Below are 26,985 nucleotides of genomic sequence, written 5' to 3'. Positions count from 1 at the left end.
GTTGGAGACCTGATAAACGAAATCCCGGTCTTGGATTTCGTTATCGGGGTGAAAAATCTCGACGCTTCTACCCGCCATAGCTAAAAAAAACCCCACCTTTTAGGTGGGGTTTTTTGTGTATCCAAATAGGAAGGGGCACCTAAAATGAGTAGCCTATCTGAGTGATTGCACACGTAGTATGCGCAACAAAAGAAACCATGAGCACATACAGTCTCATGGCTTGTTAAACTCGGGTATTTCTTCAGGCGCTTTACTGCTACTAGAGGCACCATTGGTTCCTCGAACTAGATGAAGCTATTTGATGAATCCTCTTACATCAGCGACATTACCTCTGCTCGACTTCCACTGATTTGACATGTTCTATCCCTTTTACACGGTCGTACAAATGGGTCATGTACATGCCCCTGGGGATCGAAAGGGAGATGTCTAGCTGCTGGCAGCCGTTCTCTAGGTCTTTGATTTTGATGTCCCGAATGACGATGTTTTCGGCTCGTCGTTCTTTCCATGTTTTTGCTTTGTGCTGCAATTCTTTAATCAAATGGCTGGTAATCGCGCCTTTGGCCATAACAACACGCAAAGCGACATCGTTTTGGCTAAGAGATGTAGGTCCAACGATTTTCAGCAAGGCTGGAATCACATTAACGGCCAGCAGGATAAGGATCACGGTAATCAGGGCTTCTACATAAAAAGCGGCGCCGATCGCAATGCCTATTCCGGAGGCCGCCCAAATCATGGCAGCTGTGGTTAAGCCAGAAATGACGTCATTGCTGCGGCGAAGAATCACGCCTGCCCCGAGAAAACCGACACCACTGACAATCTGAGCGGCTAGACGCATAGGGTCCATATTCGGACTTCCGCCGTCCTGAGAAAAATACAAGAACGCTTCGACGGAGACGATGGTAATCAAACAGCTTGCAATACAAATGACCATACTTGTTTTTAAACCAAGCGGTTTATGTTTGATTTGCCTATCCATGCCAATTAAAAAACCGGAAAAGAGAGCAGCGGTTAACTTGAAAAGTATAGTTTCCATAAATCATCACCTTTTTGAAACGTTTCTTTACATTTATGATAGAATGAAGCGACCCATGCAAAACGAGTGGTGTGTGCAAACATTGTATAGTAAAATCAGCCTATTGGCTAGGGCTCGTGGTGGTGCAATGAAGAAATGTACATCCTTTCCCGTTCCTAGCCTTTTTTGTAAACCTGATGGACTCATTTTTACTTGGCTTTTTTATCGTTCAAGGCGAACTGGCCTCTTCTTATGTACATACAGGTCTCGTCAGCTTCTTTGGCGGCTTTACGACATTTCTACAGTAAGTCTGGAATCAGTGCATTACTGAACCAGAAGAAATGGATGGCCGCTAGTGGCTACGTTAGTCTTTCGATTTTCTGGTTAGATTGATACGTTTTATATCACGTATACGTTTGTTGGATAGTGGAGGGATACCATGACAGAGAGATATTTTAATACGAAATCAGTACATTTCTATAGCAAAGACAAAGCTGAAAACAAAAGCAAGGCGCGGCCGATTTATCAGACGTCGGCTTTTGTATTTGAAGATTTAGAGGACATGGAGCAGTATTTTACAGGAGAAAAGCCTTACTTGTATTCGCGCTACGGCAATCCAAACACAGATGACCTTGGTAAGGGTGTTGCCTTGCTTGAAGAAGCTGAGGATGGAATCGCCACGTCCTCAGGGATGTCGGCGATTTTGGCAGGAGTCTTTGCCGTTTGCAAAAGTGGCGACCACATTGTCGCTGCCGTTGATGTGTATGGTGGGACATATCAGTTGTTCGCTAGCGAACTGGCGAAATACGGCGTCGAGACGAGCTTTGTGAACATGAATGGGAATTGGACAGAGGCGATAAGAGAAAATACAGCCTTGATCTATACAGAGTCAATTACAAACCCACTTGTTCGTGTGGAGGAGTTGGAGGCCATCACTCAAGAGGCGAAAGAGAGAAAAATTGCCGTGATGGTGGACAATACGTTTGCGACGCCGTATTTGCTGCAGCCGTATTCCCTTGGGGCGGACTTGGTCATACATAGCGCAACCAAATACATCGGTGGTCATAGCGATGTGACAGCGGGGGTACTCGTCGGTTCCGCTGAATTGATCGCGAAAGCACGGGCGAGCATGATTAACGCTGGAAGCAACTTAAGTCCTTTTGAGGCATGGCTTGCTTGCCGAGGCCTAAAGACGCTCGCTTTGCGGATGGAACGGCAGAGCAGTAACGCCCAGTCACTGGCTACGGCGTTAAGTGAGCACCCCTATGTGACGCAGGTCTATTATCCTCAGGGGGTTTCGGAAAAGGGGAACGGGGCGATGCTCAGTGTAGAGTTTAAGGAAGATGTCCATATTGAGACCTTTTTTGCGTCGCTTGATTGGATTAAGATTGCTCCGACACTTGCTGGCGTGGAGACGTCTGTCTCTTATCCGCTGAGAACCTCTCATCGTTCGGTGCCAAAAGAAGTTCGAGAGGCGCTCGGGATTGGCAAGCAGCTTGTTCGGGTTTCTGTAGGAGTTGAAGATGAACGTGATTTAGTCGCAAGCTTTGAGGCTGCAATCGCCAAAAGTCTTTAAAAAAGAAGGCTTCCTCGCGTGAAGGAAGCCTTCTTCTCCATGACAAATCAAGTGTACAAAGAAAGTTGCAGATAACCTTGCATTTGGTTATAGGGTATGGTATATTTATTTTGTGGCGATGAAGAAAGACTTTCTTAGCAAAATAAACAAGCACAACGGGGTGGAGCAACGAGCGTTACTTCCTTGAAAAAACATCGAGTTGTCTCGACGCATCCACTGCGAAGCGAAACTTGCAGAGGAAGAGACAGTCTTCTATTAGAATAAGCAAGCACTATAAGCATCCTTAATATCGACGCGGGGTGGAGCAGTTCGGTAGCTCGTCGGGCTCATAACCCGAAGGTCGGCGGTTCAAATCCGTCCCCCGCAATACCAACCGTTCAAAAACTGAGGCAGATGCTTCAGTTTTTTTGTCTAGCTGCGGCGCCACTCGCTCGAGGTTTCTTCAGACCGCCAGATCAAGCCAAAGGGCGGGCTTGATCCTGCCGTTCTTCCAGAACTTGTCGCTCGTGAGCAGGGCACCTACGCATTTCGGTATTGTCTAGCTGCGGCGGGTAGAAGCGTCGAGATTTTTCGCCCCGACAACGTAATCCAAAACCGGGATTCCTTTTGTCAGGTCTCCAAAATTCTCGCTCCTGACCAACCCGCCTACGCATTTCGGTACTGTTTTGACGCTATGATGTGGTACGGGAACCGGTCTATTGGCTATACTGTGTAAGATGAATCGAACAGGTAAGGAGAGCGCAGCATGGAAGATGAGTTTGCTTTTATTTCGTCCGTTGCTCCTAAAGAGACTTTGCAAAATCGCTTAAAAGTTGGCATAGGCGACGACGCGGCGGTTTATGTGGGGAAAAGCGACAGTGACGAAGTGGTATGTGTGGATACGATGGTCGAAGGCATTCATTTTCGCCGCGATACGTTGACTCCTTTTCAGATTGGGCGAAAAGCGCTGGCGATTAATGTCAGTGACTTGGCGGCCATGGGTGCGAATCCAGCATTTTATCTTGTCTCCCTGGCGATCCCTCCAACGTGGAAGAATGAGGAGTTAACGGAGCTTTACAGGGGAATGAACGAGCTAGCGGCTGAACTAGGCATGGATCTGATTGGTGGAGACACGACAGCTGCGAACGAATCGCTTGTGATCACCATAACAGCCATTGGTACGGTGAGGCGTGATCAAGCGCTACGTAGAAGCAATGCGAAGGCTGGAGATATTGTCTTTGTCACAGGGGAGTTAGGGGCTTCAGCCGCAGGGCTAGAGCTGTTGCTTGAGCGTACGCGTTCGGGAACGTTCAGCGAAGAAGAGAAGGCCGTCATTAAAAAGCACCAAGAGCCGGAAGGGCAGGTTCAGGCAGGTCGCGTGATGGCTGAACGCGGATGTCGAATTGCGCTAAATGACATTAGCGATGGACTGGCGAGTGAAGCGATAGAGCTTGCGGAGGCAAGCGAGAAAACAATGATTCTTAAAGAAGAGTGGCTTCCGCTTATCCCTTCTCACGGGCTGCCGTTCTCCTATCGGCAAAGAGTCGATTTTGCACTCAATGGAGGAGAGGACTTCCAGCTGGTGGGCACGATGGGTCGTGAAGATTATGAGCAGTTGAAAGCCGTTGGGAAGCGCTCCGGCCTTTCTTTTTTGGAAATAGGCTATGTCGAAGAGGGACCTGCAGCTGTTTATCTTTGGACAAGGGAAGAAAAGCGGCGCCTTGACAAAGCGGGCTATAACCATTTTAGGCGTGGGTGATAAGATGAAAACAATCGAATGCAGCACAAATTCTGTCGAGGAAACTATGGCGCTCGCAGAGACGTTGGCTGGCCTCTTACAAGCAGGAGATGTGCTAACGCTCGAAGGCGACTTAGGGGCAGGGAAAACCCATTTTACAAAGGGGCTTGCGGCGGGTCTTGGCGTTAAAACTGTTGTGAATAGCCCGACCTTCACGATTATCAAAGAGTATTCAGGCCAGCTGCCGCTTTACCATATGGATGTTTACCGTCTAACGGAAGAAGACGAGGAGCTTGGGCTCGAGGAATATTTTCAAGGAGACGGGGTGTCCGTGGTGGAGTGGGCTCATTTGATGGAGCAACAGCTGCCAAAGGAAAAACTGACGTGCAGCCTGAGACATCTCGGTGAAGACAAGCGTCTGCTCGTTTTTAAAGCGCAGGGCGAGCGCTACGAACGCTTACTAAAGGAGTTTTCGCTATGAATAACACGCTGGCCATTGACACATCGACCTATGTGCTCCGCGTAGCGGTAGCAAACGAACATCAGATGCTTGGCGAATTCATGACGAATGTGAAGAAAAACCATGCCACGAGGCTCATGCCAGCCACCCGGCAGCTGTTAGCCGACCTTGAAATGAAGCCACAGGATTTGGACAGAATCGTTGTTGCGCGAGGGCCCGGGTCCTATACAGGGGTAAGGATTGCGGTAACGACGGCGAAGACGCTTGCCTGGTCGCTCTCCCTCCCGCTTGTAGGGGTGTCAACGCTAGAAGCTATGGCACAGGCTGGGCAATACTTTAAGGGAAATATTGTTCCGATAATTGATGCGAGGCGCGATCAGTGGTATACGGCTCTTTATCGCAGTGACTGGAACCAGCTCTCTTGTGTAAGCGAGGAGCGACTGACCACAAGAGATGACTGGCTTGAAGGTTTGAAGGATATGGAAGGAGATTTCCTCTTTCTTGGGGAGGACGTGCGCCTTCATCGGGAGGCGATTGAAGCCTCACTTGGGGAGCGAGCTTTCTTCCCGCCGGAGAAACTCGCAGGATATCGCCCTGGATCCCTTGCGATGCTTGGGCTGGAGAGGGAAGCAGTCGCATCGGTCCATGATTTTACGCCGACGTATTTGCAGTTGGCTGAGGCGGAGGCGAAATGGCATCGTGCACAATCAAAAGGTCAGTAACGAAGCGTCGATTCGCATAATGACAATGGATGATATTAATGCTGTGATGGACGTGGAGCGGGATGCGTTTACAGCGCCTTGGAAACGCGAAGCCTTTGAATCAGAGCTACGGGCGAATAAATTTGCCCACTACGTTGTGTTCGAATGGGGGACGCGGATTATCGGTTACTGCGGGGTTTGGAAGGTCATGGATGAAGCGCAAATCACAAATATCGCGATTCATTCCGCCTACCGCGGACAAAAGTTTGGGGAATGGATGCTGCGCTATGTGATGGAACTTTTAAAAGGCATGGGGACGCGGACGTTATCTTTAGAGGTGCGAGCGTCGAATCATGTCGCTCAAGCTCTTTACAAAAAACTAGGGTTTGAAAAAGGTGGCGTCCGGAAAAATTACTACGCAGACAACTACGAGGATGCGTGGGTGATGTGGGTGGAGATGCATGGAACGTAAGGAACTCATTTTAGCAATTGAAACAAGCTGTGACGAAACATCGGCGGCGGTGATTGAAGAGGGCAAGCTCATTCGCGCAAACGTCGTGGCCTCGCAAATGGAGAGCCATGCTCGCTTTGGAGGTGTTGTCCCGGAAGTGGCTTCTCGCCACCATGTCGAACAAATGACGCGGGTCGTTGAAGAAGCCATGGAACAGGCCGACATCTCCTATGCGGACCTTGCGGCGGTGAGCGTAACAGAAGGACCGGGGCTCGTGGGTGCGCTCTTAATTGGCGTGGAGACAGCGAAAGCGCTGGCCTTTGCGCATGGACTGCCGCTGATTGGAGTCCACCATATCGCTGGTCATATTTATGCCAACCAACTCGTACGTCCACTCGAATTTCCTGCTTTGGCGCTTGTTGTCTCTGGTGGACATACGGAATTCATTTATATGGAAGAAGAGGGCCTTTTTGAAGTGATTGGCCAGACACGGGACGATGCGGTAGGCGAAGCCTATGATAAAGTCGCCCGCACGCTTGGGCTGCCTTATCCGGGAGGCCCGCAGGTGGACCGCCTTGCCGCAGAGAGTAAGGAGAGCATCAAGCTTCCAAGAGCCTGGCTGGAAAAGGAAAGCTATGATTTTAGCTTCAGCGGGTTAAAATCAGCGGTCATCAACACGCTCCACAATCAGAAGCAGCGGGGGGCAGAGGTGGATAAAGCAGCCTTAGCAAGAGGCTTTCAGGAGAGCGTCATTGAGGTACTAACCGTGAAAACAGAGAGAGCGGCCAAGGCTTATGGCGTAAAGCAAGTCCTTCTTGCTGGAGGAGTGGCGGCGAATAAAGGATTGCGTTCCTCTCTCAAAGAGACATTTGAAGGGGAAAACGTGGATGTAATCGTGCCACCTTTGTCGCTGTGTACAGACAATGCCGCAATGATTGGGGCGTGCGCAAGCATGATGTACAAAAAGGGGCATTTCTCAGATATGGCCATGAACGCCAGGCCTGGAATGCCGCTCAGATCTTATTAGATGAGTAAAACTGCTCGCAGGAGTGAAAGCTACCGGTGAGCAGTTTTTTTGTGTGCACAATGTTATCCACAATTTTGTGGGTTTTGTTAATAACTAGAGACTCTCTTAATAAAAGTGAGGTCATAAGGGGATCGTGGACATGAATGAATTGTTGATTGTGTGTATAACTTGGTACATCACTGTTAGCAAGTGATTTTTCTGTGAATAACCCTGTGGGTGATGTGGATATGTCGGAATTTAAACGCAATATGGCGCATGCTCTTCGTCTTATCGTATTCTCGTGTTTGCTAGTGGTTGTGGACATTTCTTCCACAGGAGAATCCTTGGCTCAACCGCTCGCTTCTGAGAAGCAAATCATTGTGATTCTTGTGCCCGGATTATCTTTTGCCGACAGTCAGTGGTTATTAGAGGAGGGCCAAGAGAGAGAACTGTGGCGCGAGGCGGCCAAAGGTGCCATGAACATTCGTACAGCGGGAGGGCGAGATCTAGCCTCAAGCATGGCGACACTCAGCGCGGGGAGAAAGGCTGTCACCCCCAGTTCCCTCCATATCGAGGAGAGGGAGCACGTGCACGCCCTTGATTTTCCGGAATTCGTCGCGGAGAATCAGGCCACAAGGCACCGCGCAACGCCTGGCTATTTTGCGCAGAGATTGAAGCAGGCTGGAATCGAGACGAGCTATTACGGCCATAGCGATACTCACTACGGGGCACTGCTGGCAATGGATGAAAAGGGGCAAACGTCGGGAGCAATCGCCTCTGCGGTGAAGAAGTCGAGCGAGGCCGCAAGGGGAATCGAAATGAATGGGCCGTTTTTGCTTGAAGCGGCTCGTGCAAAAGAAGGCCCCTCGTTTACAGTGATTGAGTGGGGGGATCTTCATCGCCTTTATGCGACCAAAGAGGGAGAGAATCCTGCTGCTTTTGAGTCGGAGCATAATGCTAGGCTTAAAGCTATCGAGGCCTTTGTGGCTGAGCTTCAGCGTGACGCTCAACCAGATCATCTTCTCCTTCTCTCCCCGATGATGCATGAGGAAGCGTACAAGCAATTCGATCGTTTGGCTCCGGTTTTTTATTGGAATGAGAAGGTCAACGGGGGGATAGTCACCTCAAAGACCACAAGACAAACAGGAATCGTAAGCAATCTCGACTTCCTTCCTTTTGTTCGTCAGCAGTTTGGGTTGGAGCGCTCGGAACAAGAAGTGGGGTACGAGATTGAGGTCGTGGAAGAAGAGGGGAGGCGACTTTTTGAGACGGTTGAGCTCATCAAGAAGGTGGCAGAAAACCGTGCCCCTGTGCTTAAGGCGTACCTCTACTCGCTGGTGGCGGTCGCTGCGTTATCCGTGGGTGGGGCTTTCATCCACTGGAAGAGGGACGAGGGGTCCCGAGTCCTCCGCGTTCTGGCGTTAGCAGGAGTAGTCTCCCCCCTGCCCCTTTTGCTGTCTGGCTATGCGCTCCAGTGGCTCAGCCTTCCTTGGGTCGTCGCCATGATGGTCGGGTTCTCCCTTTTCTTAGGTCTCTTCCTTACGCTCTATAACGACCGTCCGCTTCTCCTTATTTTTCTAGCCCTCATCGCCGTCGTCACGATCGATGTAGCGATAGGGTCACCGCTTGCGAAGCGCTCTTTTCTTGGCTATGACCCAATCGTTGGCGCCCGCTACTACGGCATCGGCAACGAGTACGCAGGATTTTTCTGTGTGGCTGGACTTTTTGTGCTTGGCTGTTTGCGGAGAAGAGGAAGCAAGGCTGTGCTTGCCACTTTGCTGCTCGTCGTACTCGGGGCCAATTCACTTGGCGCGAACGCGGGGGCGATGCTGGCCTTCGGGCTGAGTGTGCTTTTCTTGTTCTGGAAAATGGGAAATGGGAGATGGTGGATCCTATGGGGAGTGGGCGGGGGGCTTGCACTACTGGGGGGCTTGTATTTGCTACAGTTTGGCAGGGCTCCTACGCATATTGCTGCGGGGTTCGGCCGGATGGCGAGCGGCGATTGGTCGTATATTTGGGATACGATGGTCCGGAAAATGTCATTGAATGCAAAGTTGCTTCTTCACTCAAGATGGTCCTTGTTGCTTGTCGTCAGTGTGCTTCTGCTCCTCCTTTTAAGATGGAGAAGAGGAGTGGCGTTTCTGAACCAGAGCGAGCGGCTCTTTCTGCAAACGGGCGTCGCGTGCGCCATTGGCCTACTGCTTCTGAATGATTCTGGCGTTGTTGCAGCGGCGGGAGCGATGTACACGCTGGTTTCTGTGTATAGTTATTGGTGGTTGTTACGAGCCGGACGGGAGAAACTACCATAAAAAAGCTGTAACATAATGGGCTTATGTTACAGCCTTGACTAAATAAGAGCAGTCTTCCTGATACGGTCTTCGGCCGGTGCAACTCACTGCTGAAGCTCTTCCCATTCCTCCATCAGCGCTTCAAGCGCTTCATTTTGGGCGTGGATTTCTTTCTGAAGTTCCGCAGCACGCACATGATCGGAGTAAATATCAGGGTGGGTCAGCGCCGTTTCCGACTCCACAATTGCTTTCTCCAGCGATTCCATCTCCTCTTCAATGGAGGCGATGCGGCGCTGTTTTTGTCGTTGCAGTCGCTTTGTTTCTTTGTCTTCTTGAAAACTCGTCTTTTCGCTCTTGCTTTCGGTTGGCACTGTCTCTTCTTCCACCAATGCCGCGCGCTCGGCCATTTCCGCTTTTTTCTCAACGTAGTAATCATAATCGCCAAGATACGTAGTGGCCTCTCCTGCCGCCATTTCGATCACGCGACTGGCAATGCGATTAACAAAGTAGCGGTCATGGGAGACGAAGAGAATTGTCCCCGGGTAGTCAATAAGAGCGGCTTCGAGAATTTCTTTGGCGTCTAGGTCCAGATGGTTGGTCGGCTCATCAAGAATGAGAAGATTGGCCTTCTCAAGCATGAGCTTGGCAAGGGCAAGCCTCGCTTTTTCTCCGCCGCTGAGTGCCGTTACAGGCTTGAAGACATCATCTCCGCTGAATAAAAACTGACCAAGGACCGAGCGAATGTCTTTTTCGGCAATGCTTGAATGCTCGTCCCATAGTTCATGGAGCACGGTCTTCTTGCTTGTCAGTTTGGCCTGTTCCTGGTCATAGTAGCCAACCGTGACGTTGCTTCCGAGAAAAATCTCGCCGGAGGCCGGAGTGAGTTGCTTAGCGATTGCTTTGAGGAGCGTCGACTTTCCGGCTCCGTTTTCGCCAATCATAGCGACGCTCTCACCACGAGTCAGCGCTAGGTTTAAATGGGAAAAAACGGGCACGTCCGAAAAGGCGACGCTTAGGTCGCTCGCGCGAAGAACTTCATGACCGGTTTGTTTTTTGATGTCAAAAGAAAAGGAGGCGGACTTTTCCTCGGCATCCGGGCGCGTAAGCCGGTCTATCTTCTCAAGCTGCTTGCGCTTGCTCTGTGCACGCTTCGTTGTGGAGGCGCGAACAATATTTTTGGCCACAAACGTCTCGAGCTTGGTGATTTCTTCTTGCTGCTTCTCGTAAAGTTTCATGTCTTGTTCATAGCGCCTCGCTTTTTCGTCAAGATAAGCGCTATAGTTTCCTGGGAAACGAATCGTACGCTGTCTTGACAGTTCAACAACGCTTGTCGCAAGCTTGTCAAGAAAGTAACGGTCATGAGAGACGATCAAGAGCGCCCCGGGGTAACCGGATAAATACTGCTCCAGCCAGGAGAGCGTCGCCATGTCCAAGTGGTTGGTAGGCTCATCGAGGATGAGGAGATCCGGTTTCGAGAGAAGCAGCTTTGCCAGCGCAAGCCGCGTCTTTTGCCCGCCGCTAAGAGAGTCAATCGTGGTGGTATAATCAAAGTCCTGGAAATGGAGACCGGCAAGGACACTGCGAATATCGGCTTCATATTGATAGCCACCTTGATCTTTAAAGGCGACTTGTAGAAGATCATATTCACTTAATAGTTTTTCATAGCGTGTGTGATCCGCAAGAACCAAAGGGTCTGACATCTGTTCCTCAAGCGAGCGCAGCGTCTTCTCCATTCCTCGAAGATGATCAAAGACATGGAGCATCTCCTCCCAAATGGAGCGCTTCGAATCAAGACCCGTGTGTTGAGCCAGGTAGCCAAATTCGACATCTTTCGGGAGCATGATTTCACCGCTATCATGAGAGAGCTCGCCAGCAATAATTTTGAGAAGCGTAGACTTGCCCGCCCCGTTTCGACCAACGAGAGAGACGCGATCCTTGGAGGAAACCTCTAGCTTCACACGCTCTAGCACTGGTTCTGCGCCGAACGCTTTGGTGACATTCACACATTGTAGTACAATCATAAAGACGTCCATCCCTATAAACAGTATTCGTAACTCTCCTTAGTTTACATCAAAGTGAATGAAATCCCAAGCATCGGAGGGGTGATCGCTCTTTCATTTTGGCCAAAATAGTGTACAATAGAAGAGAATCCAAGCGGAGGCTGTCCGGGGGAAGCAGAAAGGGGCAGACATGAAATCTGAACAACTGAAGATTCCACAGGCAACAGCAAAACGCCTGCCGCTTTATTATCGCTCTCTGGAGAACTTACATGCGTCCGGAAAAGAGCGGGTCTCATCAACCGAGCTGAGCCATGCGGTAAAGGTGGATTCTGCAACGATCAGAAGGGATTTTTCCTATTTTGGGGATCTGGGAAAAAAAGGATACGGCTATAACGTCTCCTACCTGCTTTCCTTTTTTAGAAAAAAGCTCGACCAGGACGAGCGCTCCCATGTGATGCTTGTTGGGGTGGGTAATCTAGGGACGGCGCTTCTGCAGTATAATTTTTCGAAAAACAATAGTACGGAAATTACAAAGGCGTACGACATCGACCTTGAAAAAATTGGGACTGAAGTGGGCGGCGTCCCCATTCTAAATTGGAACGAGATAAGTGAAGGCAGTACGGAGGATGTTTCCATTGCCGTTTTAACCGTTCCGGCTGGGCAAGCGCAAAAGATTGCCGACCGTTTGGTTGAAGTGGGAATTAGCGGTATTCTCAATTTCACACCTGTTCGTTTGTCGGTGCCGGATCATATACGCGTCCATCATATTGATTTAGCGATCGAATTGCAGGCGCTTGTTTACTTTCTTAAGCACTATCCGTTATCATAAAGAAAAGGAGGCCACAACCATGGGACCATTAAGCGGTGGAAGTTTAATCCTGATTGCCATTGTCGCACTCTTGATTTTTGGACCGAAAAAGCTGCCGGAGCTTGGGAAGGCTGCTGGAAGCACGCTACGCGAATTTAAAAACGCCACTAAAGGATTAGCGGATGATGACGATGAAAAACCAAACACACAAAAAGAAAAAGCGTAACGTAAAACAAGGGCATGCCCCGTTTGGGGACATGTCCTTAATGGACCATGCGGAGGAATTAAGGCGCAGGATTATCATTGTCCTCGTCTTTTTTGTGCTCGCTCTCATTGGCGGCTTTTTCCTCTCTACACCGATTATCACGTTCCTGCAGCAAGCGCCCCAAGCGCAGGATTTGCCGATGAACGCGTTTCGAATGACCGACCCTTTCCGGATCTTTATGAATTTCTCGCTTGCAGTCGGAGTCATTATCATTATCCCCGTGATTCTGTACCAACTTTGGGCCTTTATTGCTCCTGGGCTTCATGAGAATGAACGAAAAGCAACGCTTGCCTATATCCCGATTGCGTTCCTCTTATTTTTAGGTGGACTGGCTTTTTCGTATTTCATTTTATTTCCAAATATCATCAACTTTATGAGTCGGCTTTCCGAGCGGCTAAACATTACCGAGCAGTACGGCATTAACGAGTATTTCTCGTTTCTGTTTCAATTGACCCTCCCGTTTGGCTTTCTGTTTCAATTGCCAGTCGTGGTTATGTTTTTAACGAGAATTGGCTTGGTGACTCCTGCTTTCTTACGTCAAATTCGCAAATACGCCTATTTTGTCTTACTCGTCATTGCGGGTCTGATCACGCCGCCAGAACTTTTTTCTCATTTGCTCGTAACCGTGCCGTTGTTCATTTTATATGAAGTAAGCATTGCGATTTCTGTTTTCACATATAGACGGTACCAACAAGTGTCTAAGAACGAAAAAGAGGTGTAGTTCCTGTAGCCCTTAGCATGGGTTCAACTCAACCTCACGACTATAAGGAGGAAGATTGGGTGATTCAAGACAGTCAGCTGCTTTTCGAGTATATGGAAAACCACGCGAAAGACGTGAATCGTGAGTGGTTTGAGGCCCTTGATGAAGAGGACCCAGCCGTTTTAGGGGCATTACGTATGAAAAATTTAGAGTATATTCGCTTAGTCAATCGCACATTAGTAGAAGAGGAAGAAAACTATTTACCTGTGTTCAACGATTGGGTGGAAAGCGTTGGAAAAGATAGCGGCCACATGTTCACTAGGCTCGAATACATTTTTCGCGAGTTTGCCAACACCCGAGATCATTACTTGCGGTATGTGGACCGGTTTAGCAGAGAGAGGCCTGATGCCTTTTCTTACGAGCGGTTGGATGGATGGAAGGTGTGGGTTACTCAATTTTTTGATCGTACGCTTCAAATCGTTATCGCCAAAACGAATGATACGACCGCAAAGCAGTTAGAGGCACAGAAAGAAATGATTAATGAACTGAGCACACCGGTCATATTGCTTCAAGATCATAAGGCGCTACTGCCGCTTGTGGGCGATATTGACACAGCAAGAGCGAAGATCATATTAGAGAGTACACTCGAACAGTGCTCAGAAAAAAAGGTCCGTCATTTATATGTCGACTTATCCGGGGTTGTCATTATTGACACCATGGTCGCTCAGAAGATTTTTACGCTGCTCGAAGCGCTGAAAATCATTGGTGTGCGAACCACGCTCTCCGGCATTCGTCCCGAAATTGCACAGACGGCTGTTCAGCTAGGGATTAACTTTGAATCAATCTCCATTCGGCCTTCCCTCGCGGATGCCTTAGAAACCGATCTATGAGCAAGCAGGCGTTGCTCAGAAGCGAACTAGAAATCGCGCTCTTGGATTTCAGGGAAGGACTGAAACATCGTGAGCTTCTACCCGCCGGAGTAGCCAAAAAACACCGTCAACGCTGACGGTGTTTTTTGACTTAAAATGATTATTTGTTGTTCTTCTTACGAATAAGAGCCCCAAGACGAAAGAAACGAAAGGCGGTCAGAAAATCATATGTCGCTACAGCAACAAACAAATAAGAGAGAAAATCCCATTCTCCCATATCCTCGAATCGCCGAAACGCGAGAAAGACAAATACCACTCCCATAAACGAAAACAGAAACCCAAAAATCGTTGGCGAAACCTTCATATTACACCCCTAAAATAAGTTGAACCACTTGATCGTACTCCTCTAGAAAGCGCTGAATGTCGTCGTAAAACACGACCTGTGTCAGGACCACAAAAGAGTTCAGCGCCACATGGGCAATGATTGGAACAATCAGGCGTCCTGAAATGACATACAGGAACGCAAAGGAAAAGCCCATGGCCGTATAGATGAGAATATGCGTAAAGTCCCAATGAACCACCGCAAAGATTAATGAACTGAATAAGGCTGCCACCCAAAAATTCGTGCGCACATACACCCAGCCGAACAACACTTTTCGAAAAACAATTTCCTCCAGAATGGGACCAACAACCGCGATTGCCAGAATAATAAGAGGGAAGGCACGTGCGTACTCCACAAGCTGCTGTGTATTCTCGCTGCCAGGATCAATTCCTAGAAGAAGCTCGATGATCGCAGCCAGATATTGGGCAAAGAAGACAAGGAAGACCCCAACAATCGACCATACAATCGTCATCCCGGCACTTGATTTCGTTCTGCGCAGTCCACCGCCAAGTTCGCGTTCTGGCTTTAATAAGATCAAGATCACAATCAACCCGACGGTAAAGCTAAAGACGGTCGTGATTCCAAGAAGCTCGGCTTCCGTGTTAAAGCCAAGCATTAATAGGACGGGTACAATCAGAAAAGGAAGTCCCAGTTGCACGATCGCATAAGTAAGCAAAATAAAAACGTAGCGTAAGGTCACAGTGAAGCTCCTTTTTTCAAGTATCGTGTTCAATTTTTTTCTACTATATCATAGTTTGCCCAGAAATTCAGATCTCAGCTCTTCGAGAAAATTTGTCCATTCGACAAAAAAAGTCAATCAAATCACTTGCAAAACCTCCCGGGAATGATTATCATAATAATTGTGTTAGCACTCATTCATGTCGAGTGCTAATAAAAACCTACATACTCTTCAAAGGAGGGTGTTTTCCTTGTTAAAACCATTAGGTGATCGCATTGTGATCGAGCAAATCGAATTAGAGGAAACAACAGCGAGTGGGATTGTACTTCCTGACTCCGCAAAAGAAAAGCCACAAGAAGGGAAAGTGGTTGCTGTAGGCACAGGTCGTGTAACAGACAACGGCGAGAAAGTAGCGCTAGAAGTGAAAGAAGGAGATGCCATCATCTTCTCAAAATATGCAGGTACAGAAGTAAAGTATGAAGGTACAGACTATCTTATTCTTCGCGAAAGCGATGTTCTAGCTGTTATCGGCTAAAAAGTTTGGAAACAAGTAGAAACGACCAACATACTAGGAGGCTGACATTCATGGCTAAAGAAATTAAGTTCAGTGAAGACGCGCGCCGTTCCATGCTTAACGGTGTGGATGCACTCGCAAACGCAGTAAAAGTAACGCTTGGACCAAAAGGACGTAACGTCGTTCTTGAGAAAAAATTCGGTTCGCCGTTAATCACCAATGATGGGGTGACCATCGCCAAAGAAATTGAGCTTGAAGATGCATTTGAAAACATGGGTGCCAAGCTTGTGGCAGAAGTTGCAAGCAAAACCAACGACATCGCTGGGGACGGTACAACGACAGCAACGGTTCTTGCACAAGCAATGATTCGCGAAGGTCTGAAAAACGTTACGTCCGGTGCGAACCCAATGGGCATCCGCAAAGGAATTGAAAAAGCAACAGCAGCCGCAGTGGAAGAATTGCGTTCAATTTCAAACCCAATCGATGACCGTGCGTCTATCGCCCAAGTCGCTTCCATCTCTTCTGGCGACGACGAAGTAGGCCAAATCATTGCAGAAGCGATGGAGCGCGTAGGCAATGACGGCGTTATTACGATTGAAGAATCGAAAGGCTTCTCAACAGAGCTAGAAGTCGTCGAAGGCATGCAGTTCGACCGCGGTTACGCATCTCCTTACATGGTCTCTGACAACGACAAAATGGAAGCCGTGCTTGAGAACCCGTACATCTTAATCACAGATAAGAAGATCTCCAACATCCAAGAAGTTCTTCCTGTGCTAGAGCAAGTCGTTCAACAAAGCCGTCCGATCTTGATCATTGCTGAAGACGTTGAAGGAGAAGCTCTTGCGACACTCGTGGTGAACAAGCTTCGCGGCACATTCAACGCTGTAGCTGTCAAAGCTCCAGGATTCGGCGACCGTCGTAAATCGATGCTTGAAGACATTGCCGTTCTTACAGGCGGTGAAGTCATCACTGAAGACCTTGGCCTAGATCTTAAAGCAACAACGATCGATTCTCTTGGTCGCGCTGCAAAAGTCGTTGTCACAAAAGAGAACACCACGATCGTTGAAGGTGCGGGTGAGCCAGACCAAATCTCCGCACGCGTGGGTCAAATCAAAGGACAAGTTGAAGAAACGACGTCTGAATTTGACAAAGAAAAACTACAAGAGCGCCTTGCGAAACTTTCTGGCGGCGTAGCCGTACTTAAAGTCGGCGCAGCCACAGAAACAGAACTAAAAGAGCGTAAGCTGCGCATCGAAGACGCATTGAACTCTACACGTGCAGCCGTAGAAGAAGGCATCGTTGCCGGTGGTGGAACAGCGCTTGTTAATGTTCTTAAAGCCGTACGTGGCGTGGAAGCTTCAGGGGACGAATCAACAGGTGTCAACATCGTTCTTCGCGCCCTAGAAGAGCCTGTACGCCAAATCGCTCACAACGCTGGCCTTGAAGGATCTGTCATCGTTGAGCGTCTGAAAACCGAAAACGTTGGTATTGGCTACAACGCCGCCACAGGCGAATACGTCAACATGGTCGAAGCAGGAATCCTTGACCCTGTTAAAGTGACGCGCTATGCGCTGCAAAACGCAGCAAGCGTATCCGCGATGTTCCTAACGACCGAGTCTGTTATTGCTGATAAGCCTGAGGAAAACGAAGGCGGCGGCATGCCTGACATGGGCGGAATGGGTGGCATGGGCGGAATGGGCGGCATGATGTAATCTAATTGGTGTAAGTTAGACACACCAAGGGTTACAGGGGTATAAAAGGTACTGAATGACCCTTTTGACCTGGCCATCTTTTCAAAAAGCCTGTTTCGAGGTGAAAAATGAAGCTTTCCGTTAGAGTGTTAATTCTTTCGGAGGCTTCTTTTTTAGTTTTTCGAACTGGTGAATGTATGTTCCAGTTGTAACAGCCGACCCTGTTGAATGACCTAACCTAAGTTACGCTTTTCCTAGGCATCGTTGCAAGGGTGTGACGCATATGGAGGATCAAGCTCAGCGATTTCTAGCAAACGCTTCATATGAGTTTCTACTAGAGGCGGTCGATAGATCAAAGTCTTAATTTTTACCCTAGCAAGTGAGGCTTATGGAACTTTTCTTCCGCGAGTTTTCTAGCTTTGATAGCTTCTTCTAAAGTCTCAAAACGGCCTTGACAGCTTCTGTCCTTTTATGCCAATAGTTATATTACAACGTCCATTTTTGTGTATGGTTACAACGCACACTTTAATGTATCGGCTGGGCAGCCGAACTTCGCCAGCGGTTGCTTGCAATATGTGGGGGTTCTACTATAATCATTTTTTATCGAGAGGAATTAAAAGTAATGGGAAAGAACAACCAGAATTCCAATTGGGTAGAAGCTAAAAAACGTTGTCGTCTAAATCAGGCTGACATACAAATGGCAAAAGAGCTTGGTATGAAACCGAAAAGCTTACTGAAAAATATCCCTTCACCTACTCAACAATGGAAAGCACCCGTAAAGGTTTGGATTCGTGACTTATACGAAAAAAAGTTTGGAAGAGTACGTTTGTTAGAAAAAACAAAAGCAATCAAAGAATCAAGCAGCAAGGAAAAAAGGGAGTCTTATCCAGAAAAACGCGAGATTTCAGATGAGGAGTTACCCTTTTAATATAGGGGATGTGTATCATGCCGAACACGAAAGAAAAAGTAGAGGAACAGAAATCGGAATTGATGCGAGTAACGACAGAGTTTAGTTGGCAATATCTACATACACAATAGGTGAAAAACGAACAGTTCGTCTTCTTTGTGGGCCGCATTCTTTCAAAGGATGTGGCTTTTTTTTTGGATGAATAAAATTTAATCACTTTTTGCTGTTCATAAAGGGTTCAGATGGTTTTTTAGTAATGATTTCTTTTGCGATGAAAAGCGTATTTAATCGCTTCGTATTCTTTTTATAAAAGTGTTCAAACTAAAAAAGGTCGTAAAGATACTTTAAAAAGAAAAGAGGAAGAGCCTTGTATTATTACAAAGAAGAATTGATTAATATCATAAAACCGGATAAGCCTGATCCAGCGGCAGCGAAAGTTTTACAAGAAATTCTTGGGGGACATTATGGAGAAATGCGAACGATGATGCAATATTTTTTCCAAAGTTCAAATTTTAGAGGGAAAGAAAAGCAATATCGTGATTTGTTACGGGGGGTGTTTCTGGAAGAAATTGCACATGTCGAGCTTGTTCAAAATACCATTAACGCACTACTTGACGAGTCCGGTGAGCCAGGTGTAGGAAATCAAGCTTCAAATAATGCTCCACTGGATACCGCAGCAGAAGATGCCAATCCTCATCATTATATTATCGGGGCACAAGCCTCTCTACCAGTAGATGCTTCAGGGAATCCTTGGAACGGCTCATGGGTGTACAGTCACGGAAACTTAGCGGCTGATTTACTGAATAACGTTGCACTTGAATCCACTGGTGTACTGCAAAAAACAAGGATTTACGAAATGAGTTCTAATGCAACTTTCAGAGAGACACTTGGCTTTTTAATTGTTCGTGATAATGCCCATCAGAATGCTTTTGCTAAAGCACTTGAAACTCTTGGGGTGGAATGGGGGAAGGTGTTCCCAATCCCTAATTACGATATCAACAAGTATCCTGAATGCAGAAAATTTGTGGATATGGGGTATCATAACACACAATTCAATTTCAGACTGGACGAAACTCGAATGGCAGAGATTCTTCAAGGACAATCTCCAAGTAGAAATGGCGGCGAATTATCGGTCTCACCTCCCCCGGCAGGCTCTCCAGTACCGCAGTTACCTTCTATGCCTAACGAGCACAGTCCTGGACTTAGTGACATGAACAATTAATTCAAAAGATCCCCGCCCCCCTTTGCGCCTCACAAGCTAGTGACGAAACTCGCTTTTGGGGTGTTTTGTTTGCGAAAAACAACGAGCAGAACGATCTGTCAATGTTTACACACCGTTGAGAGTGGAGAAGAGAATGAATCAAAGGAGCGCTTATCGGGAAGAAGGTTGGGAGCATTCCTCCGTACGTGGGCCGTCGAACACTTTAGATTGGATCGAATAGAAGGTATAATAAGAGTACAGCTTAATGGAGGTGTATCATATGTCTAATCCAGTACAATTATTAAGGAAATTGACATGTTGAGTGAGAAAGACAAAAAGTACTCAATAAAGTTAAATAAACCATAGGGCCAGTTTGTTCAATCACTAAGGGAGGGAAATCTGTAATAGTCAAGAAATGTGAAAGAGGAGTTCAGTCCAGGGCAGAAGCGCGGGACCAAAAGAAAGGCATCTGTGACGCCCTTCTGAGGTCTTGAAAACTAAGTATATGTCTGCGTGATACCTTCTCAAAGATATTTTGGCGTGGTTAAGAGAGAACAAGAGATCTTCTCTGACTAAATGAGATTTTAATGGTTTTCATTTAGTCCATTGAAAATTGCGCTTGCTGCTTGATTACGAAAGGCGTTTGTTTTCATTACTTCTGCTTCTGCTTGATTCGTAACGAATCCTAATTCGACCAAGGCCGCCTGCATTTCCGTATTGCGAAGGACGCTGAAGTTGGCTGCTTTTACGCCTCGATCCCTGCTATTAAATGTAGCAACCATATTTTGTTGCAACGAGGTGGCGAGTGATCGTCCTGCCGCACTTGTGGGGAAATGATAGGTTTCTGTCCCATTCGCGCTTATTTGTGCTGCTGCATTTGCATGGATGCTAACAAAGGAGTCAGCATTGTTCGCATTCGCAATGCGGGAACGCTCCTCCAGTGCAACAAAATAATCGCCGGTTCTCGTCATAACCACGTTCGCCCCTGAACTTTCAAGGAGTCCCCTTGTTCTGTGTGCTACATCATACACAAGTTCCTTCTCATACAGTCCATTAGCTACAGCCCCAAAATCACTGCCGCCATGTCCGGCATCAATCACAATCGTTTGATCACGGACACTTGCAGAGACTTCCGAATCGGAAACAAAGAGCGTATGGAAGGCAATCGCTAGTAGAGCTAGCATGCAATACTGGACATAGATTCTTTTCACCATAATACACCTCTCTTTGTCATTTCATGTCACAATTTTAAGAGAGTGCAAATGATAAAACAATAGATTCGACACAAAACACTACAATAAGAGTACGAGATTACAGAATATGGTTGTGTGAATAATGGATTTACAAATATAGTGAGCTGATTTTTGTAGGATAAATGAAATGGGGGCAAAAGGGGTGAAAGATCATACGCATATTGAATAACAGGTTTTATAATGGATTAGTATAAAACCTAAGGTCTGTTTTCGCCATACTATCATAACCAATCCAAAATGCACCAATTTTCAGAGTGATAATGCTTATACTTTTAGATATAGGCAAATAATACTACACAGAATGACCATTAGGAGGAGTTATGAAAATCATTGTTACCAGTGTATTCGTTCAAGACCAAGACAAGGCATTAGACTTTTATACAGAAACGCTAGGCTTTGTAAAAAAGCATGACGTTCCCGTCGGAGAATTTAGGTGGATCACTCTTGTTTCTCCTGATGATCAAGATGGTACGGAGCTCTTGCTCGAACCGAACGCCAACCCAGCCGCTAAAGAGTATCAAAAGAAAATTTTTACCGAAGGCATCCCAGCAACCATGTTTGGCGTGGCAGATGTTCACAAAGAATATAACCGTTTGCTGGAACACGGCGTGAAGTTTATTATGGAGCCGACAGAAATGGGGGAAGTCACAATAGCTGTCTTCGACGATACTTGCGGAAACCTTATACAGATAGCGCAGAAGTAACGAATGGTTAGTGAGCATTGATCGGATGCTTGAGAAGAAATAGAAATGGTATGATAAGGAAAGCAATTTCACAAGCCGGGAATCGATCGCGGAACAAGAAAAAATTCTAGAACAGCAATGCGACCCTAAGTATATGATCGGAAAAATGGTCGAAGATCAACTGAAAGAGTTTGAACAAGAAATGTGGAAAGATAAAGTGTAATCAAAGAAGCGAGAGGGCTTGTTTCTCTCGCTTTTTGTGTCGGGAGTCTTGTCTTCTAGTTCTGATGGACCACCGGTTTCATCGCTCTCATCCAGTAAATAAACGGAATCCCAATTAAGGAAACAAGGAATTTCATGATATATGTGGTGAGGGCAATTTCAACCCAAATGTCCATGCTGTACAGGCCTAGAAACGCAATCGAACAAAAGATAAGCGTGTCAAAGGCTTGCCCGATCAGACTGGAGGCGCTGTTGCGAACCCAGAGCAGTGATGGGTTTGGCAGCAGCTTTTTAAAGAACGAAAAAATGTAGACATTTAGTAAGTTGCTGGTTAAATAGGCAGCAAGACTCCCGGCGGCCACTCGCGGCATCAATTCGAAGATAAAGGCGAGATGTTCCTGGGCAATGTCCTCTGAGTGTGGCTCAAATTGAAGCGCCAATTGCATGATGACCGTGGCGGACAGGAGCGTGGCAAAGCCGAGCCAAACGGCGCGTTTTGCTGTCGGTCTTCCGTATTTTTCATTGAGTAGATCTGTCGCCAGGAAGGTGGTGGCATACATCACGTTTCCAAGTGTGACGATCAACCCAAGTATTTCAATGGTTTTCACGACTTGGAGGTTGGCCAGGACCGTCGCAAAGCCGATCCACACAAACAGGCCTGTCTTGCCAAAGCATTTGTAGAACAAGACAAGCATCGAAAAATTAATAAGGGCAACCATGAGGCCGAAGATTTCTGTCGGCATAACAATCCTCTCCTTAGTTTTGATAACGCAGGAAGTTTCGAACTGCGGCATTGCGAGAGTAGATCGGCAATGTGCTACACTATATCACAGTTGTTCTAGAAAGAGAAGGTGGAAACTCATGGCACGGTTAGTCTGCCTTTATAGTGAAAGGGACGAGGTGCTTTTAGGGGGGAGGGTGTTTGTGGGGACGCTGATTATCATCGCGTTTGTGGTTTGTGCCGTAGCACTGGCTTTAACGCTGTTCCTGGCTGGAAAGGACGATCAAACGTACAGTAGCGAAAAGAGCTTAAACCAATTATCGTGGCTGTATTTTTTGCTTGTGCCCGTTGGGATTATGTTCGTAGTCGTTGTTGCCTTTCTCGTGTAAAAAGCGCTGATTTCTGTGGAAATCAGCGCTTTTTGAGCGGTTATCTTTTGATAAACGCTAAAAGCTCTTCATTAAACTTCTCGTGCTCATCGTGGAATAAGCTGTGGCCGCTTTCCTCAAACGGCACAATGGTCGCATCGTTAATACCGGCTTTCATTTGTTCCGCTAGGTCAAAGGGGCAAATCTGATCGTTCTTGCCATGCAAAATCGCGGTTGGAACGGAAATAGACGCAAGGTCTGCTCGGAGATCCGCGTCCCTTAGCGTACGAGCGGATTCAATGGTTGCGAGTGGGTTAGCCTCCATTCCAAGAGAGTGGAACCAGCCATTAAAGGCGTCGCTCGGCTTTTGCCCAAAGAACAGCTCACCAAAGTCAGCAAGCATTTGAGCTCTGTCGCTATAGGCGCCTTCAATTAAATCGTCGACATTTTCCGCGGGGAGCCCGTATGGAAAGTCGTCTCGCCGAGTAAAGACAGGGGCAGCGGCAGCAAGTAAGGCGAGTTTTGAAACGCCTTTACCTCCGTGTTTGGCCATGTAGCGAATGGCAATTGCGCCGCCCATGGAGAAGCCGCCGAGAACCGCATCTTTAAGTCCAAGCGTGTCGATCACGACCTTTAGATCATCGGCCATGCGATCGTAGTCGTAGCCATAGGAAGGTTTGTCGGACCGACCGTAGCCGCGCAAGTCGACACCGATGAAGCGGTACCCATTTTCCGGAAGAGCGGTCATTTGGTGCTCAAACATCTTATGATTGACCGGCCAGCCATGAAGCAAAATCACCGGTTGCCCTGCTCCAGTATCTTCGACGAAAATGTTTGTACCACCTTCTACTTCAATCAAATGTGTCATTTCTATCACTCCTTCAATATGCTCTTAGAGCCCTATTCCCCTACGCTTGAAATTCAAACATAAGAACCTCTCTCTTAAAACTGACAGCCGGGGCAGTAAAACACTTTCCTTTTCGAAAGCTCTTCCTGGATAATTGTTGAACCGCAGCGCTGGCATCTCTCGCCTCCGCGATCGTACACGCGGCAATGATTGCGGTAGCCTCCTGTCAGCGCATCCTCTTTATATAGTCGGTCCTCCATGTATCCGCCTTTCTCAATCGCCGCTTGAAAGACCGACGAAATGCTTGCGTGGAGGGCTTGCCGCTCGCTTTCTCCTAAATTATTGAGCGCTCGGGTGGGAAGGAGTTGGGCAGAGAAGCAGATCTCATCGGCATAGAGATTGCCAACGCCAGCCATTCGCTTTTGATCTGTGAAAAACGATTTAATGCGGGCACGGCTGTTGCCGATCAGTTGGTCAAACGAAGCAAATGAAAGCGGCGGCAGGAACACTTCTGGGCCGAGCAAATGAAGCGCCTCTTGTAGTGACTCCTCGTCATGGAGGTGCAAATAGCCGAGCCTGAGGCCTATGAAATATAAGTTTTGATCTTCAAAGGAGAGAATAATTTGCTTGGTTCGATCTGGAGCGTCTTCCTCTGTGCCAAGGTACATCCAGCCTCCAAGCATAAGGTGAAGCAGGAGCACACGGCCGTTTGAAAGGTAGAACAGCAGGTGTTTGCCTCTGCGTGCGAGGCGGGTGATCGTTTGACCTTGAACGTAAGCGGTGAATACACGAGTGGATACATTTAGCGACTTTTCCCGGTTGACAATAATGCTAGAAATCGGTTGATGTAAGATACGTTCGCTCAGAAGGCGGCGGTACGTTTCCATTTCGGGTAGTTCAGGCATAGGGGTTCCTCCTCGGACATGGCGGTTGGGTCGAGCAAATTTTTGATGACTCGCCTCCGCTTTTCAATGTCCAGCTGCGGCGTCCACTCGCTCGAGGTTTCTTCAGACCGCCAGATCAAGCCAAAGGCGGGCTTGATCTGGCGGTCTTCCAGAACTTGTCGCTCGTGAGCAGGACGTCTCCGCTTTTCTTGTCTAGCTGCGGCGGGTAGGAGCTACGAGATTTTTCGTCCTGACAACGTAATCCAAAAACCGGGATTCCTTTTGTCAGGTCTCCAAAATTCTCGCTCCTGCCCAACCCGCCTGCGCTTTTCGATGTCTAGCTGCGGCGTCCACTCGCTCGAGATATCTTCAGACCGCCAGATCAAGCCAAAGGCGGGCTTGATCTGGCGGTCTTCCAGAACTTGTCGCTCGTGAGCAGGACGTCTCCGCTTTTCTTGTCTAGCTGCGGCGGGTAGGAGCTTCGAGATTTTTCGCCCTGACAACGTAATCCAAAACCGGGATTTCTTTTGTCAGGTCTCCAAAATTCTCGCTCCTGCCCAACCCGCCTCCGCTTTTCGGTATAGCTTGTTCGAGGTTGGCTCTAGCTATGCGTTTGAAGGGAGTGCCCGAGTGACTTTCTTTTGCATACGTTAAAAGCAAGGAGGGAAAAAGAGTGGGAATTGTGACGGGGAAGGAATTTCTAAAGAGGGTGAGCCGGCTGAACAGCACGGTATGGATGGAAGGAGAGCGTGTCTCCAGCCATGTAACAGAGCATCCGGCCTTCCGTGCTGTCCTGAAGCAAAAGGCCGCGCTCTATGACATGGTTCATGACCCAGAGTACGCGAAGCTACTGCAGTCGGACGATGGAGAGTCCAACTTCTCGTATGAACTGCCAACGACAAGAGACCATCTTGGAAAAAGACGTAAAGCGACACAAGTGTGGGCGAGGGAGAACGCAGGGGTGCTTGGCCGCTCCCCAGAGTATGTGAATACGCTGATTACCGTTTTAGCGGGAGCGAAAGACTACTTTGCCCAGGCGGGGACGGAGTACGGGGAGAGTATTGAAGCAATTTATACTCGTGCCAAGGAGCTGGATTTGACGTTCACCCATACATTCGTGAATCCGCCGATCAGCCGCAAACCGTTCTATCCGGACGGCATCACGGAACAGGCGATTGCCGCTAAAATTGTGGAGGAGACAAAGGAAGGCATTGTGATCGACGGAGCGCGTTTGCTCGCCACGCAAGGTGGGATCACGGATGAAGTTCTCGTGCTGCCAACAGGAGCCTTTCAGGACAGTGCGTATTTGTACGGCTTTTGCATTCCTTCAGATACGGAAGGGATCACGTTTTTATCACGGCCACCGTTTGGGAAAGACTCGGCGTATGACTATCCGCTTTCTTCTTCCTTCGAGGAAGGCGACGCGATTGTCGTCTTTGACCATGTGCTGGTTCCGTGGGAGCGCGTTTTTCTCTACCGAAATGAGGCGCTGACGGAAGGGGCATTGATTGAGACCGGTGGGGAAGCGTTCATTCTGTTTCAAGCAGCCAACCGCCAGATTGCGAAAACCGAGTGGATCCTTGGTATGGCCGAGTCGATTGTGGATATGTTAAACATCCGCCAGTTTCAGCATGTTCAAGGAAAAGTCTCAGAAATTATCGTGGCCCTTGAAGCGATGCGTGGGTTTGTTTATTCCGCAGAAACGCAAGCAGAAAAAAACGAATACGGCTTCTTTGTACCGAAACTTGCGCCAATGAAGGCCTGTGTTTGTTACTACCAATCGACGTACCCACGCTTGGTCGAGATCCTACAGCTTTTAGGGGCGAGTGGCTTCATTGCAGCCCCGAGCGAGAAGGATTTCGACTCGCCTGTGGGAAAGCTGCTTGAGAGGTTTTTGCGTGCCGAGCATCACACGGCGAAGGAGAAAGTCGCTCTTCTTCGGCTTGCCCGTGATTTCTCGATGAGTGAATTTGGCACACGGCAAACATTGTATGAAAGGTATTTCTTTGGAGACCCGGTAAGAACCGCATCTGCTCTATATTACTATTTTGAAAAAAAACCGTTTACGGATTGGATAGCTTCGTTTTTAGAGGATGTATAAACCTATCAAAATCCGGCGGTTGGTCGGCTTTTTGGGTTTTGAAAGAAGGTAGGGAGCATCTCATACAAACAAACAGCGACCCGTCTTTTCTTCGAGTCGCTGCTTCATGTGCCGTTCTTGTCTTTGGTTTGAAAGAAACTAATCATCGTCCCGAGAAGGATTCCGAGGACGATCCCGATGAGAATGTTATCGAGAGCGACGCCGAGGCCGACTCCGACAACCAATCCAATAATAATGCCTAGGGATTCGTTGGTCGGTTCGGTTTTCTTATCAGACATTGTTGTATCCTCCTGATTGCATTATCTGCGATTCTGTCATTATTGTAGCGAATCAGCGGCATTGGTTAAAGACAAACGTCTTGGCATCGACGATCTTTCGTTAGCCCCTGGCTTTCTTTGGCTTTAGTAACAGTGTAGTTGTGGCCCCTGCGAGAAATAAAACAAAGAGCATACCGGCTGTAACAGCTTCAGAAAAACCGCTCAGCAGCATAGCAGCACCTGCTACGAGGAGCACAAGCACAAATACAACAAATAGATAGCGTAAATGCATGGAGATCCCTCCTTTACATAATGAATAAATAGACCTGGAAGTGTCGTTGTTAAACGTAACCACAGTGTGAACAATAAAAAGAGCTATTTGACTAGTCTATGCAGCAAAACAGTTTTCATGACGGTTCTTT

The 26,985-nt window shown here is 47.8% G+C and carries 28 protein-coding genes and 1 tRNA gene; 19 read left to right on the top strand and 10 right to left on the bottom strand.

Annotation, left to right across the window (positions count from 1 at the left end):
• Positions 1 to 325: 325 nt before the first annotated feature.
• Positions 326 to 1,033: an MgtC/SapB family protein gene (locus tag AVZ68_RS15110; protein WP_059105402.1), complete on the bottom strand. Its 708-nt coding sequence runs from the start codon at positions 1,031 to 1,033 to the stop codon at positions 326 to 328.
• 418 nt (positions 1,034 to 1,451) lie between these two features.
• On the opposite strand from AVZ68_RS15110, the gene AVZ68_RS15105 reads away from it, so the two are divergent.
• From AVZ68_RS15105 to AVZ68_RS15070, 8 genes are all read left to right on the top strand, one after another.
• Complete coding sequence (locus AVZ68_RS15105; RefSeq protein ID WP_059105401.1) at positions 1,452 to 2,588, top strand: trans-sulfuration enzyme family protein; 1,137 nt, start codon at positions 1,452 to 1,454, stop codon at positions 2,586 to 2,588.
• 293 nt (positions 2,589 to 2,881) lie between these two features.
• Positions 2,882 to 2,955 (top strand) — tRNA-Met (locus tag AVZ68_RS15100).
• A gap of 378 nt (positions 2,956 to 3,333) precedes the next feature.
• Complete coding sequence (thiL, locus tag AVZ68_RS15095) at positions 3,334 to 4,326, top strand: thiamine-phosphate kinase (RefSeq protein WP_059105400.1); 993 nt, start codon at positions 3,334 to 3,336, stop codon at positions 4,324 to 4,326.
• A 4-nt stretch (positions 4,327 to 4,330) separates the two neighbouring features.
• Entirely contained in the window at positions 4,331 to 4,786 is a 456-nt protein-coding gene (tsaE, locus tag AVZ68_RS15090; RefSeq protein ID WP_059105399.1) for a tRNA (adenosine(37)-N6)-threonylcarbamoyltransferase complex ATPase subunit type 1 TsaE, read from the top strand.
• A complete protein-coding gene (gene tsaB / locus AVZ68_RS15085) occupies positions 4,783 to 5,487 on the top strand; it encodes a tRNA (adenosine(37)-N6)-threonylcarbamoyltransferase complex dimerization subunit type 1 TsaB (RefSeq protein ID WP_059105398.1) in 705 nt (234 codons plus the stop codon). The genes tsaE and tsaB overlap by 4 nt, the downstream gene beginning before the upstream one ends.
• A 19-nt stretch (positions 5,488 to 5,506) precedes the next feature.
• Complete coding sequence (gene rimI / locus AVZ68_RS15080) at positions 5,507 to 5,938, top strand: ribosomal protein S18-alanine N-acetyltransferase (protein WP_059105408.1); 432 nt, start codon at positions 5,507 to 5,509, stop codon at positions 5,936 to 5,938.
• Positions 5,928 to 6,944, top strand: coding sequence for a tRNA (adenosine(37)-N6)-threonylcarbamoyltransferase complex transferase subunit TsaD (gene tsaD, locus AVZ68_RS15075; protein WP_059105397.1), 1,017 nt, complete (start codon positions 5,928 to 5,930; stop codon positions 6,942 to 6,944). Before rimI ends, tsaD begins: the two co-directional genes overlap by 11 nt.
• Positions 6,945 to 7,171: 227 nt before the next feature.
• Positions 7,172 to 9,232 (top strand): hypothetical protein, encoded by a 2,061-nt coding sequence (locus tag AVZ68_RS15070; RefSeq protein ID WP_059105396.1) that lies wholly within the window; start codon positions 7,172 to 7,174, stop codon positions 9,230 to 9,232.
• 83 nt (positions 9,233 to 9,315) lie between these two features.
• Here AVZ68_RS15070 and AVZ68_RS15065 read toward each other — a convergent pair whose 3' ends face one another.
• Positions 9,316 to 11,232, bottom strand: a complete 1,917-nt coding sequence (locus AVZ68_RS15065; RefSeq protein WP_059105407.1) for an ABC-F family ATP-binding cassette domain-containing protein — start codon at positions 11,230 to 11,232, stop codon at positions 9,316 to 9,318.
• A 169-nt stretch (positions 11,233 to 11,401) separates the two neighbouring features.
• On the opposite strand from AVZ68_RS15065, the gene AVZ68_RS15060 reads away from it, so the two are divergent.
• Genes AVZ68_RS15060 through AVZ68_RS15045 form a run of 4 tightly spaced genes read left to right on the top strand, consistent with a single transcriptional unit; the run spans position 11,402 to position 13,874 of the window.
• Entirely contained in the window at positions 11,402 to 12,040 is a 639-nt protein-coding gene (locus AVZ68_RS15060; RefSeq protein ID WP_059105395.1) for a redox-sensing transcriptional repressor Rex, read from the top strand.
• A 19-nt stretch (positions 12,041 to 12,059) separates the two neighbouring features.
• Positions 12,060 to 12,245 carry a twin-arginine translocase TatA/TatE family subunit gene (locus AVZ68_RS15055; RefSeq protein ID WP_059105394.1) on the top strand — a complete coding sequence of 62 codons (186 nt, stop codon included), beginning with the start codon at positions 12,060 to 12,062 and terminating at the stop codon, positions 12,243 to 12,245.
• 31 nt (positions 12,246 to 12,276) lie between these two features.
• Positions 12,277 to 13,005 (top strand): twin-arginine translocase subunit TatC, encoded by a 729-nt coding sequence (gene tatC, locus AVZ68_RS15050; protein WP_059105406.1) that lies wholly within the window; start codon positions 12,277 to 12,279, stop codon positions 13,003 to 13,005.
• 59 nt (positions 13,006 to 13,064) lie between these two features.
• Positions 13,065 to 13,874, top strand: a complete 810-nt coding sequence (locus AVZ68_RS15045) for an STAS domain-containing protein (protein WP_180316718.1) — start codon at positions 13,065 to 13,067, stop codon at positions 13,872 to 13,874.
• A 139-nt stretch (positions 13,875 to 14,013) separates the two neighbouring features.
• Here the strand turns inward: AVZ68_RS15045 and AVZ68_RS15040 are convergent, their stop codons facing one another.
• A complete protein-coding gene (locus AVZ68_RS15040) occupies positions 14,014 to 14,217 on the bottom strand; it encodes a DUF4305 domain-containing protein (protein WP_059105393.1) in 204 nt (67 codons plus the stop codon).
• A 1-nt stretch (position 14,218) separates the two neighbouring features.
• Complete coding sequence (locus tag AVZ68_RS15035; RefSeq protein ID WP_059105392.1) at positions 14,219 to 14,935, bottom strand: CPBP family intramembrane glutamic endopeptidase; 717 nt, start codon at positions 14,933 to 14,935, stop codon at positions 14,219 to 14,221.
• Between the two features lie 229 nt (positions 14,936 to 15,164).
• Between AVZ68_RS15035 and groES the strand changes: the two genes are divergently transcribed.
• From groES to AVZ68_RS15015, 4 genes are all read left to right on the top strand, one after another.
• Positions 15,165 to 15,449, top strand: a complete 285-nt coding sequence (gene groES / locus AVZ68_RS15030; protein WP_059105391.1) for a co-chaperone GroES — start codon at positions 15,165 to 15,167, stop codon at positions 15,447 to 15,449.
• Positions 15,450 to 15,499: 50 nt separating this feature from the next.
• A complete protein-coding gene (gene groL / locus AVZ68_RS15025) occupies positions 15,500 to 17,140 on the top strand; it encodes a chaperonin GroEL (protein ID WP_059105390.1) in 1,641 nt (546 codons plus the stop codon).
• Between the two features lie 601 nt (positions 17,141 to 17,741).
• Entirely contained in the window at positions 17,742 to 18,047 is a 306-nt protein-coding gene (locus AVZ68_RS15020) for a C-type lectin-like domain-containing protein (protein WP_059105389.1), read from the top strand.
• Positions 18,048 to 18,393: 346 nt separating this feature from the next.
• Complete coding sequence (locus AVZ68_RS15015; protein ID WP_059105388.1) at positions 18,394 to 19,248, top strand: manganese catalase family protein; 855 nt, start codon at positions 18,394 to 18,396, stop codon at positions 19,246 to 19,248.
• Positions 19,249 to 19,811: 563 nt separating this feature from the next.
• Here AVZ68_RS15015 and AVZ68_RS15010 read toward each other — a convergent pair.
• On the bottom strand, positions 19,812 to 20,441 hold the full coding sequence (locus AVZ68_RS15010) for an N-acetylmuramoyl-L-alanine amidase family protein (RefSeq protein ID WP_059105387.1): 630 nt from the start codon (positions 20,439 to 20,441) through the stop codon (positions 19,812 to 19,814).
• A 359-nt stretch (positions 20,442 to 20,800) separates the two neighbouring features.
• On the opposite strand from AVZ68_RS15010, the gene AVZ68_RS15005 reads away from it, so the two are divergent.
• Positions 20,801 to 21,184: a VOC family protein gene (locus AVZ68_RS15005; protein WP_059105386.1), complete on the top strand. Its 384-nt coding sequence runs from the start codon at positions 20,801 to 20,803 to the stop codon at positions 21,182 to 21,184.
• A 257-nt stretch (positions 21,185 to 21,441) separates the two neighbouring features.
• On the opposite strand, the gene AVZ68_RS15000 is transcribed toward AVZ68_RS15005, so the two are convergent.
• Positions 21,442 to 22,128 (bottom strand): queuosine precursor transporter, encoded by a 687-nt coding sequence (locus AVZ68_RS15000; protein WP_059105385.1) that lies wholly within the window; start codon positions 22,126 to 22,128, stop codon positions 21,442 to 21,444.
• Between the two features lie 118 nt (positions 22,129 to 22,246).
• Here AVZ68_RS15000 and AVZ68_RS14995 point away from each other — a divergent pair, with 118 nt between their 5' ends.
• Complete coding sequence (locus tag AVZ68_RS14995) at positions 22,247 to 22,495, top strand: hypothetical protein (protein WP_059105384.1); 249 nt, start codon at positions 22,247 to 22,249, stop codon at positions 22,493 to 22,495.
• 40 nt (positions 22,496 to 22,535) lie between these two features.
• Here AVZ68_RS14995 and AVZ68_RS14990 read toward each other — a convergent pair whose 3' ends face one another.
• Positions 22,536 to 23,342 carry an alpha/beta fold hydrolase gene (locus tag AVZ68_RS14990; protein WP_059105383.1) on the bottom strand — a complete coding sequence of 269 codons (807 nt, stop codon included), beginning with the start codon at positions 23,340 to 23,342 and terminating at the stop codon, positions 22,536 to 22,538.
• A 74-nt stretch (positions 23,343 to 23,416) separates the two neighbouring features.
• Entirely contained in the window at positions 23,417 to 24,226 is an 810-nt protein-coding gene (locus AVZ68_RS14985; protein ID WP_059105382.1) for an Fpg/Nei family DNA glycosylase, read from the bottom strand.
• Between the two features lie 652 nt (positions 24,227 to 24,878).
• Here AVZ68_RS14985 and AVZ68_RS14975 point away from each other — a divergent pair.
• Positions 24,879 to 26,306 carry a 4-hydroxyphenylacetate 3-hydroxylase family protein gene (locus tag AVZ68_RS14975; protein WP_059105380.1) on the top strand — a complete coding sequence of 476 codons (1,428 nt, stop codon included), beginning with the start codon at positions 24,879 to 24,881 and terminating at the stop codon, positions 26,304 to 26,306.
• Positions 26,307 to 26,410: 104 nt separating this feature from the next.
• Here AVZ68_RS14975 and AVZ68_RS20515 read toward each other — a convergent pair whose 3' ends face one another.
• Entirely contained in the window at positions 26,411 to 26,584 is a 174-nt protein-coding gene (locus AVZ68_RS20515) for a glycine zipper domain-containing protein (protein ID WP_180316717.1), read from the bottom strand.
• Positions 26,585 to 26,684: 100 nt separating this feature from the next.
• Positions 26,685 to 26,855, bottom strand: coding sequence for a hypothetical protein (locus AVZ68_RS20325; protein WP_157404681.1), 171 nt, complete (start codon positions 26,853 to 26,855; stop codon positions 26,685 to 26,687).
• Positions 26,856 to 26,985: the final 130 nt, after the last annotated feature.

It is taken from the genome of Shouchella shacheensis, assembly GCF_001484965.1.
Lineage (GTDB): Bacteria > Bacillota > Bacilli > Bacillales > Bacillaceae_D > Shouchella > Shouchella shacheensis.
Note: the sequence above shows the minus strand (reverse complement) of the source record. Positions and strands in the feature narration are given on the sequence as shown.

Bases quoted from the DNA above. Each gene is read 5' to 3' on its own strand.
- AVZ68_RS15110 (WP_059105402.1), bottom strand. From the start codon at position 1,033: ATGGAAACTATACTTTTCAAGTTAACCGCTGCTCTCTTTTCCGGTTTT.
- AVZ68_RS15105 (WP_059105401.1), top strand. From the start codon at position 1,452: ATGACAGAGAGATATTTTAATACGAAATCAGTACATTTCTATAGCAAA.
- thiL (WP_059105400.1), top strand. From the start codon at position 3,334: ATGGAAGATGAGTTTGCTTTTATTTCGTCCGTTGCTCCTAAAGAGACT.
- tsaE (WP_059105399.1), top strand. From the start codon at position 4,331: ATGAAAACAATCGAATGCAGCACAAATTCTGTCGAGGAAACTATGGCG.
- tsaB (WP_059105398.1), top strand. From the start codon at position 4,783: ATGAATAACACGCTGGCCATTGACACATCGACCTATGTGCTCCGCGTA.
- rimI (WP_059105408.1), top strand. From the start codon at position 5,507: ATGACAATGGATGATATTAATGCTGTGATGGACGTGGAGCGGGATGCG.
- tsaD (WP_059105397.1), top strand. From the start codon at position 5,928: ATGGAACGTAAGGAACTCATTTTAGCAATTGAAACAAGCTGTGACGAA.
- AVZ68_RS15070 (WP_059105396.1), top strand. From the start codon at position 7,172: ATGTCGGAATTTAAACGCAATATGGCGCATGCTCTTCGTCTTATCGTA.
- AVZ68_RS15065 (WP_059105407.1), bottom strand. From the start codon at position 11,232: ATGATTGTACTACAATGTGTGAATGTCACCAAAGCGTTCGGCGCAGAA.
- AVZ68_RS15060 (WP_059105395.1), top strand. From the start codon at position 11,402: ATGAAATCTGAACAACTGAAGATTCCACAGGCAACAGCAAAACGCCTG.
- AVZ68_RS15055 (WP_059105394.1), top strand. From the start codon at position 12,060: ATGGGACCATTAAGCGGTGGAAGTTTAATCCTGATTGCCATTGTCGCA.
- tatC (WP_059105406.1), top strand. From the start codon at position 12,277: ATGTCCTTAATGGACCATGCGGAGGAATTAAGGCGCAGGATTATCATT.
- AVZ68_RS15040 (WP_059105393.1), bottom strand. From the start codon at position 14,217: ATGAAGGTTTCGCCAACGATTTTTGGGTTTCTGTTTTCGTTTATGGGA.
- groL (WP_059105390.1), top strand. From the start codon at position 15,500: ATGGCTAAAGAAATTAAGTTCAGTGAAGACGCGCGCCGTTCCATGCTT.
- AVZ68_RS15020 (WP_059105389.1), top strand. From the start codon at position 17,742: ATGGGAAAGAACAACCAGAATTCCAATTGGGTAGAAGCTAAAAAACGT.
- AVZ68_RS15010 (WP_059105387.1), bottom strand. From the start codon at position 20,441: ATGGTGAAAAGAATCTATGTCCAGTATTGCATGCTAGCTCTACTAGCG.
- AVZ68_RS15005 (WP_059105386.1), top strand. From the start codon at position 20,801: ATGAAAATCATTGTTACCAGTGTATTCGTTCAAGACCAAGACAAGGCA.
- AVZ68_RS15000 (WP_059105385.1), bottom strand. From the start codon at position 22,128: ATGCCGACAGAAATCTTCGGCCTCATGGTTGCCCTTATTAATTTTTCG.
- AVZ68_RS14995 (WP_059105384.1), top strand. From the start codon at position 22,247: ATGGCACGGTTAGTCTGCCTTTATAGTGAAAGGGACGAGGTGCTTTTA.
- AVZ68_RS14990 (WP_059105383.1), bottom strand. From the start codon at position 23,342: ATGACACATTTGATTGAAGTAGAAGGTGGTACAAACATTTTCGTCGAA.
- AVZ68_RS14985 (WP_059105382.1), bottom strand. From the start codon at position 24,226: ATGCCTGAACTACCCGAAATGGAAACGTACCGCCGCCTTCTGAGCGAA.
- AVZ68_RS20515 (WP_180316717.1), bottom strand. From the start codon at position 26,584: ATGTCTGATAAGAAAACCGAACCGACCAACGAATCCCTAGGCATTATT.
- AVZ68_RS20325 (WP_157404681.1), bottom strand. From the start codon at position 26,855: ATGCATTTACGCTATCTATTTGTTGTATTTGTGCTTGTGCTCCTCGTA.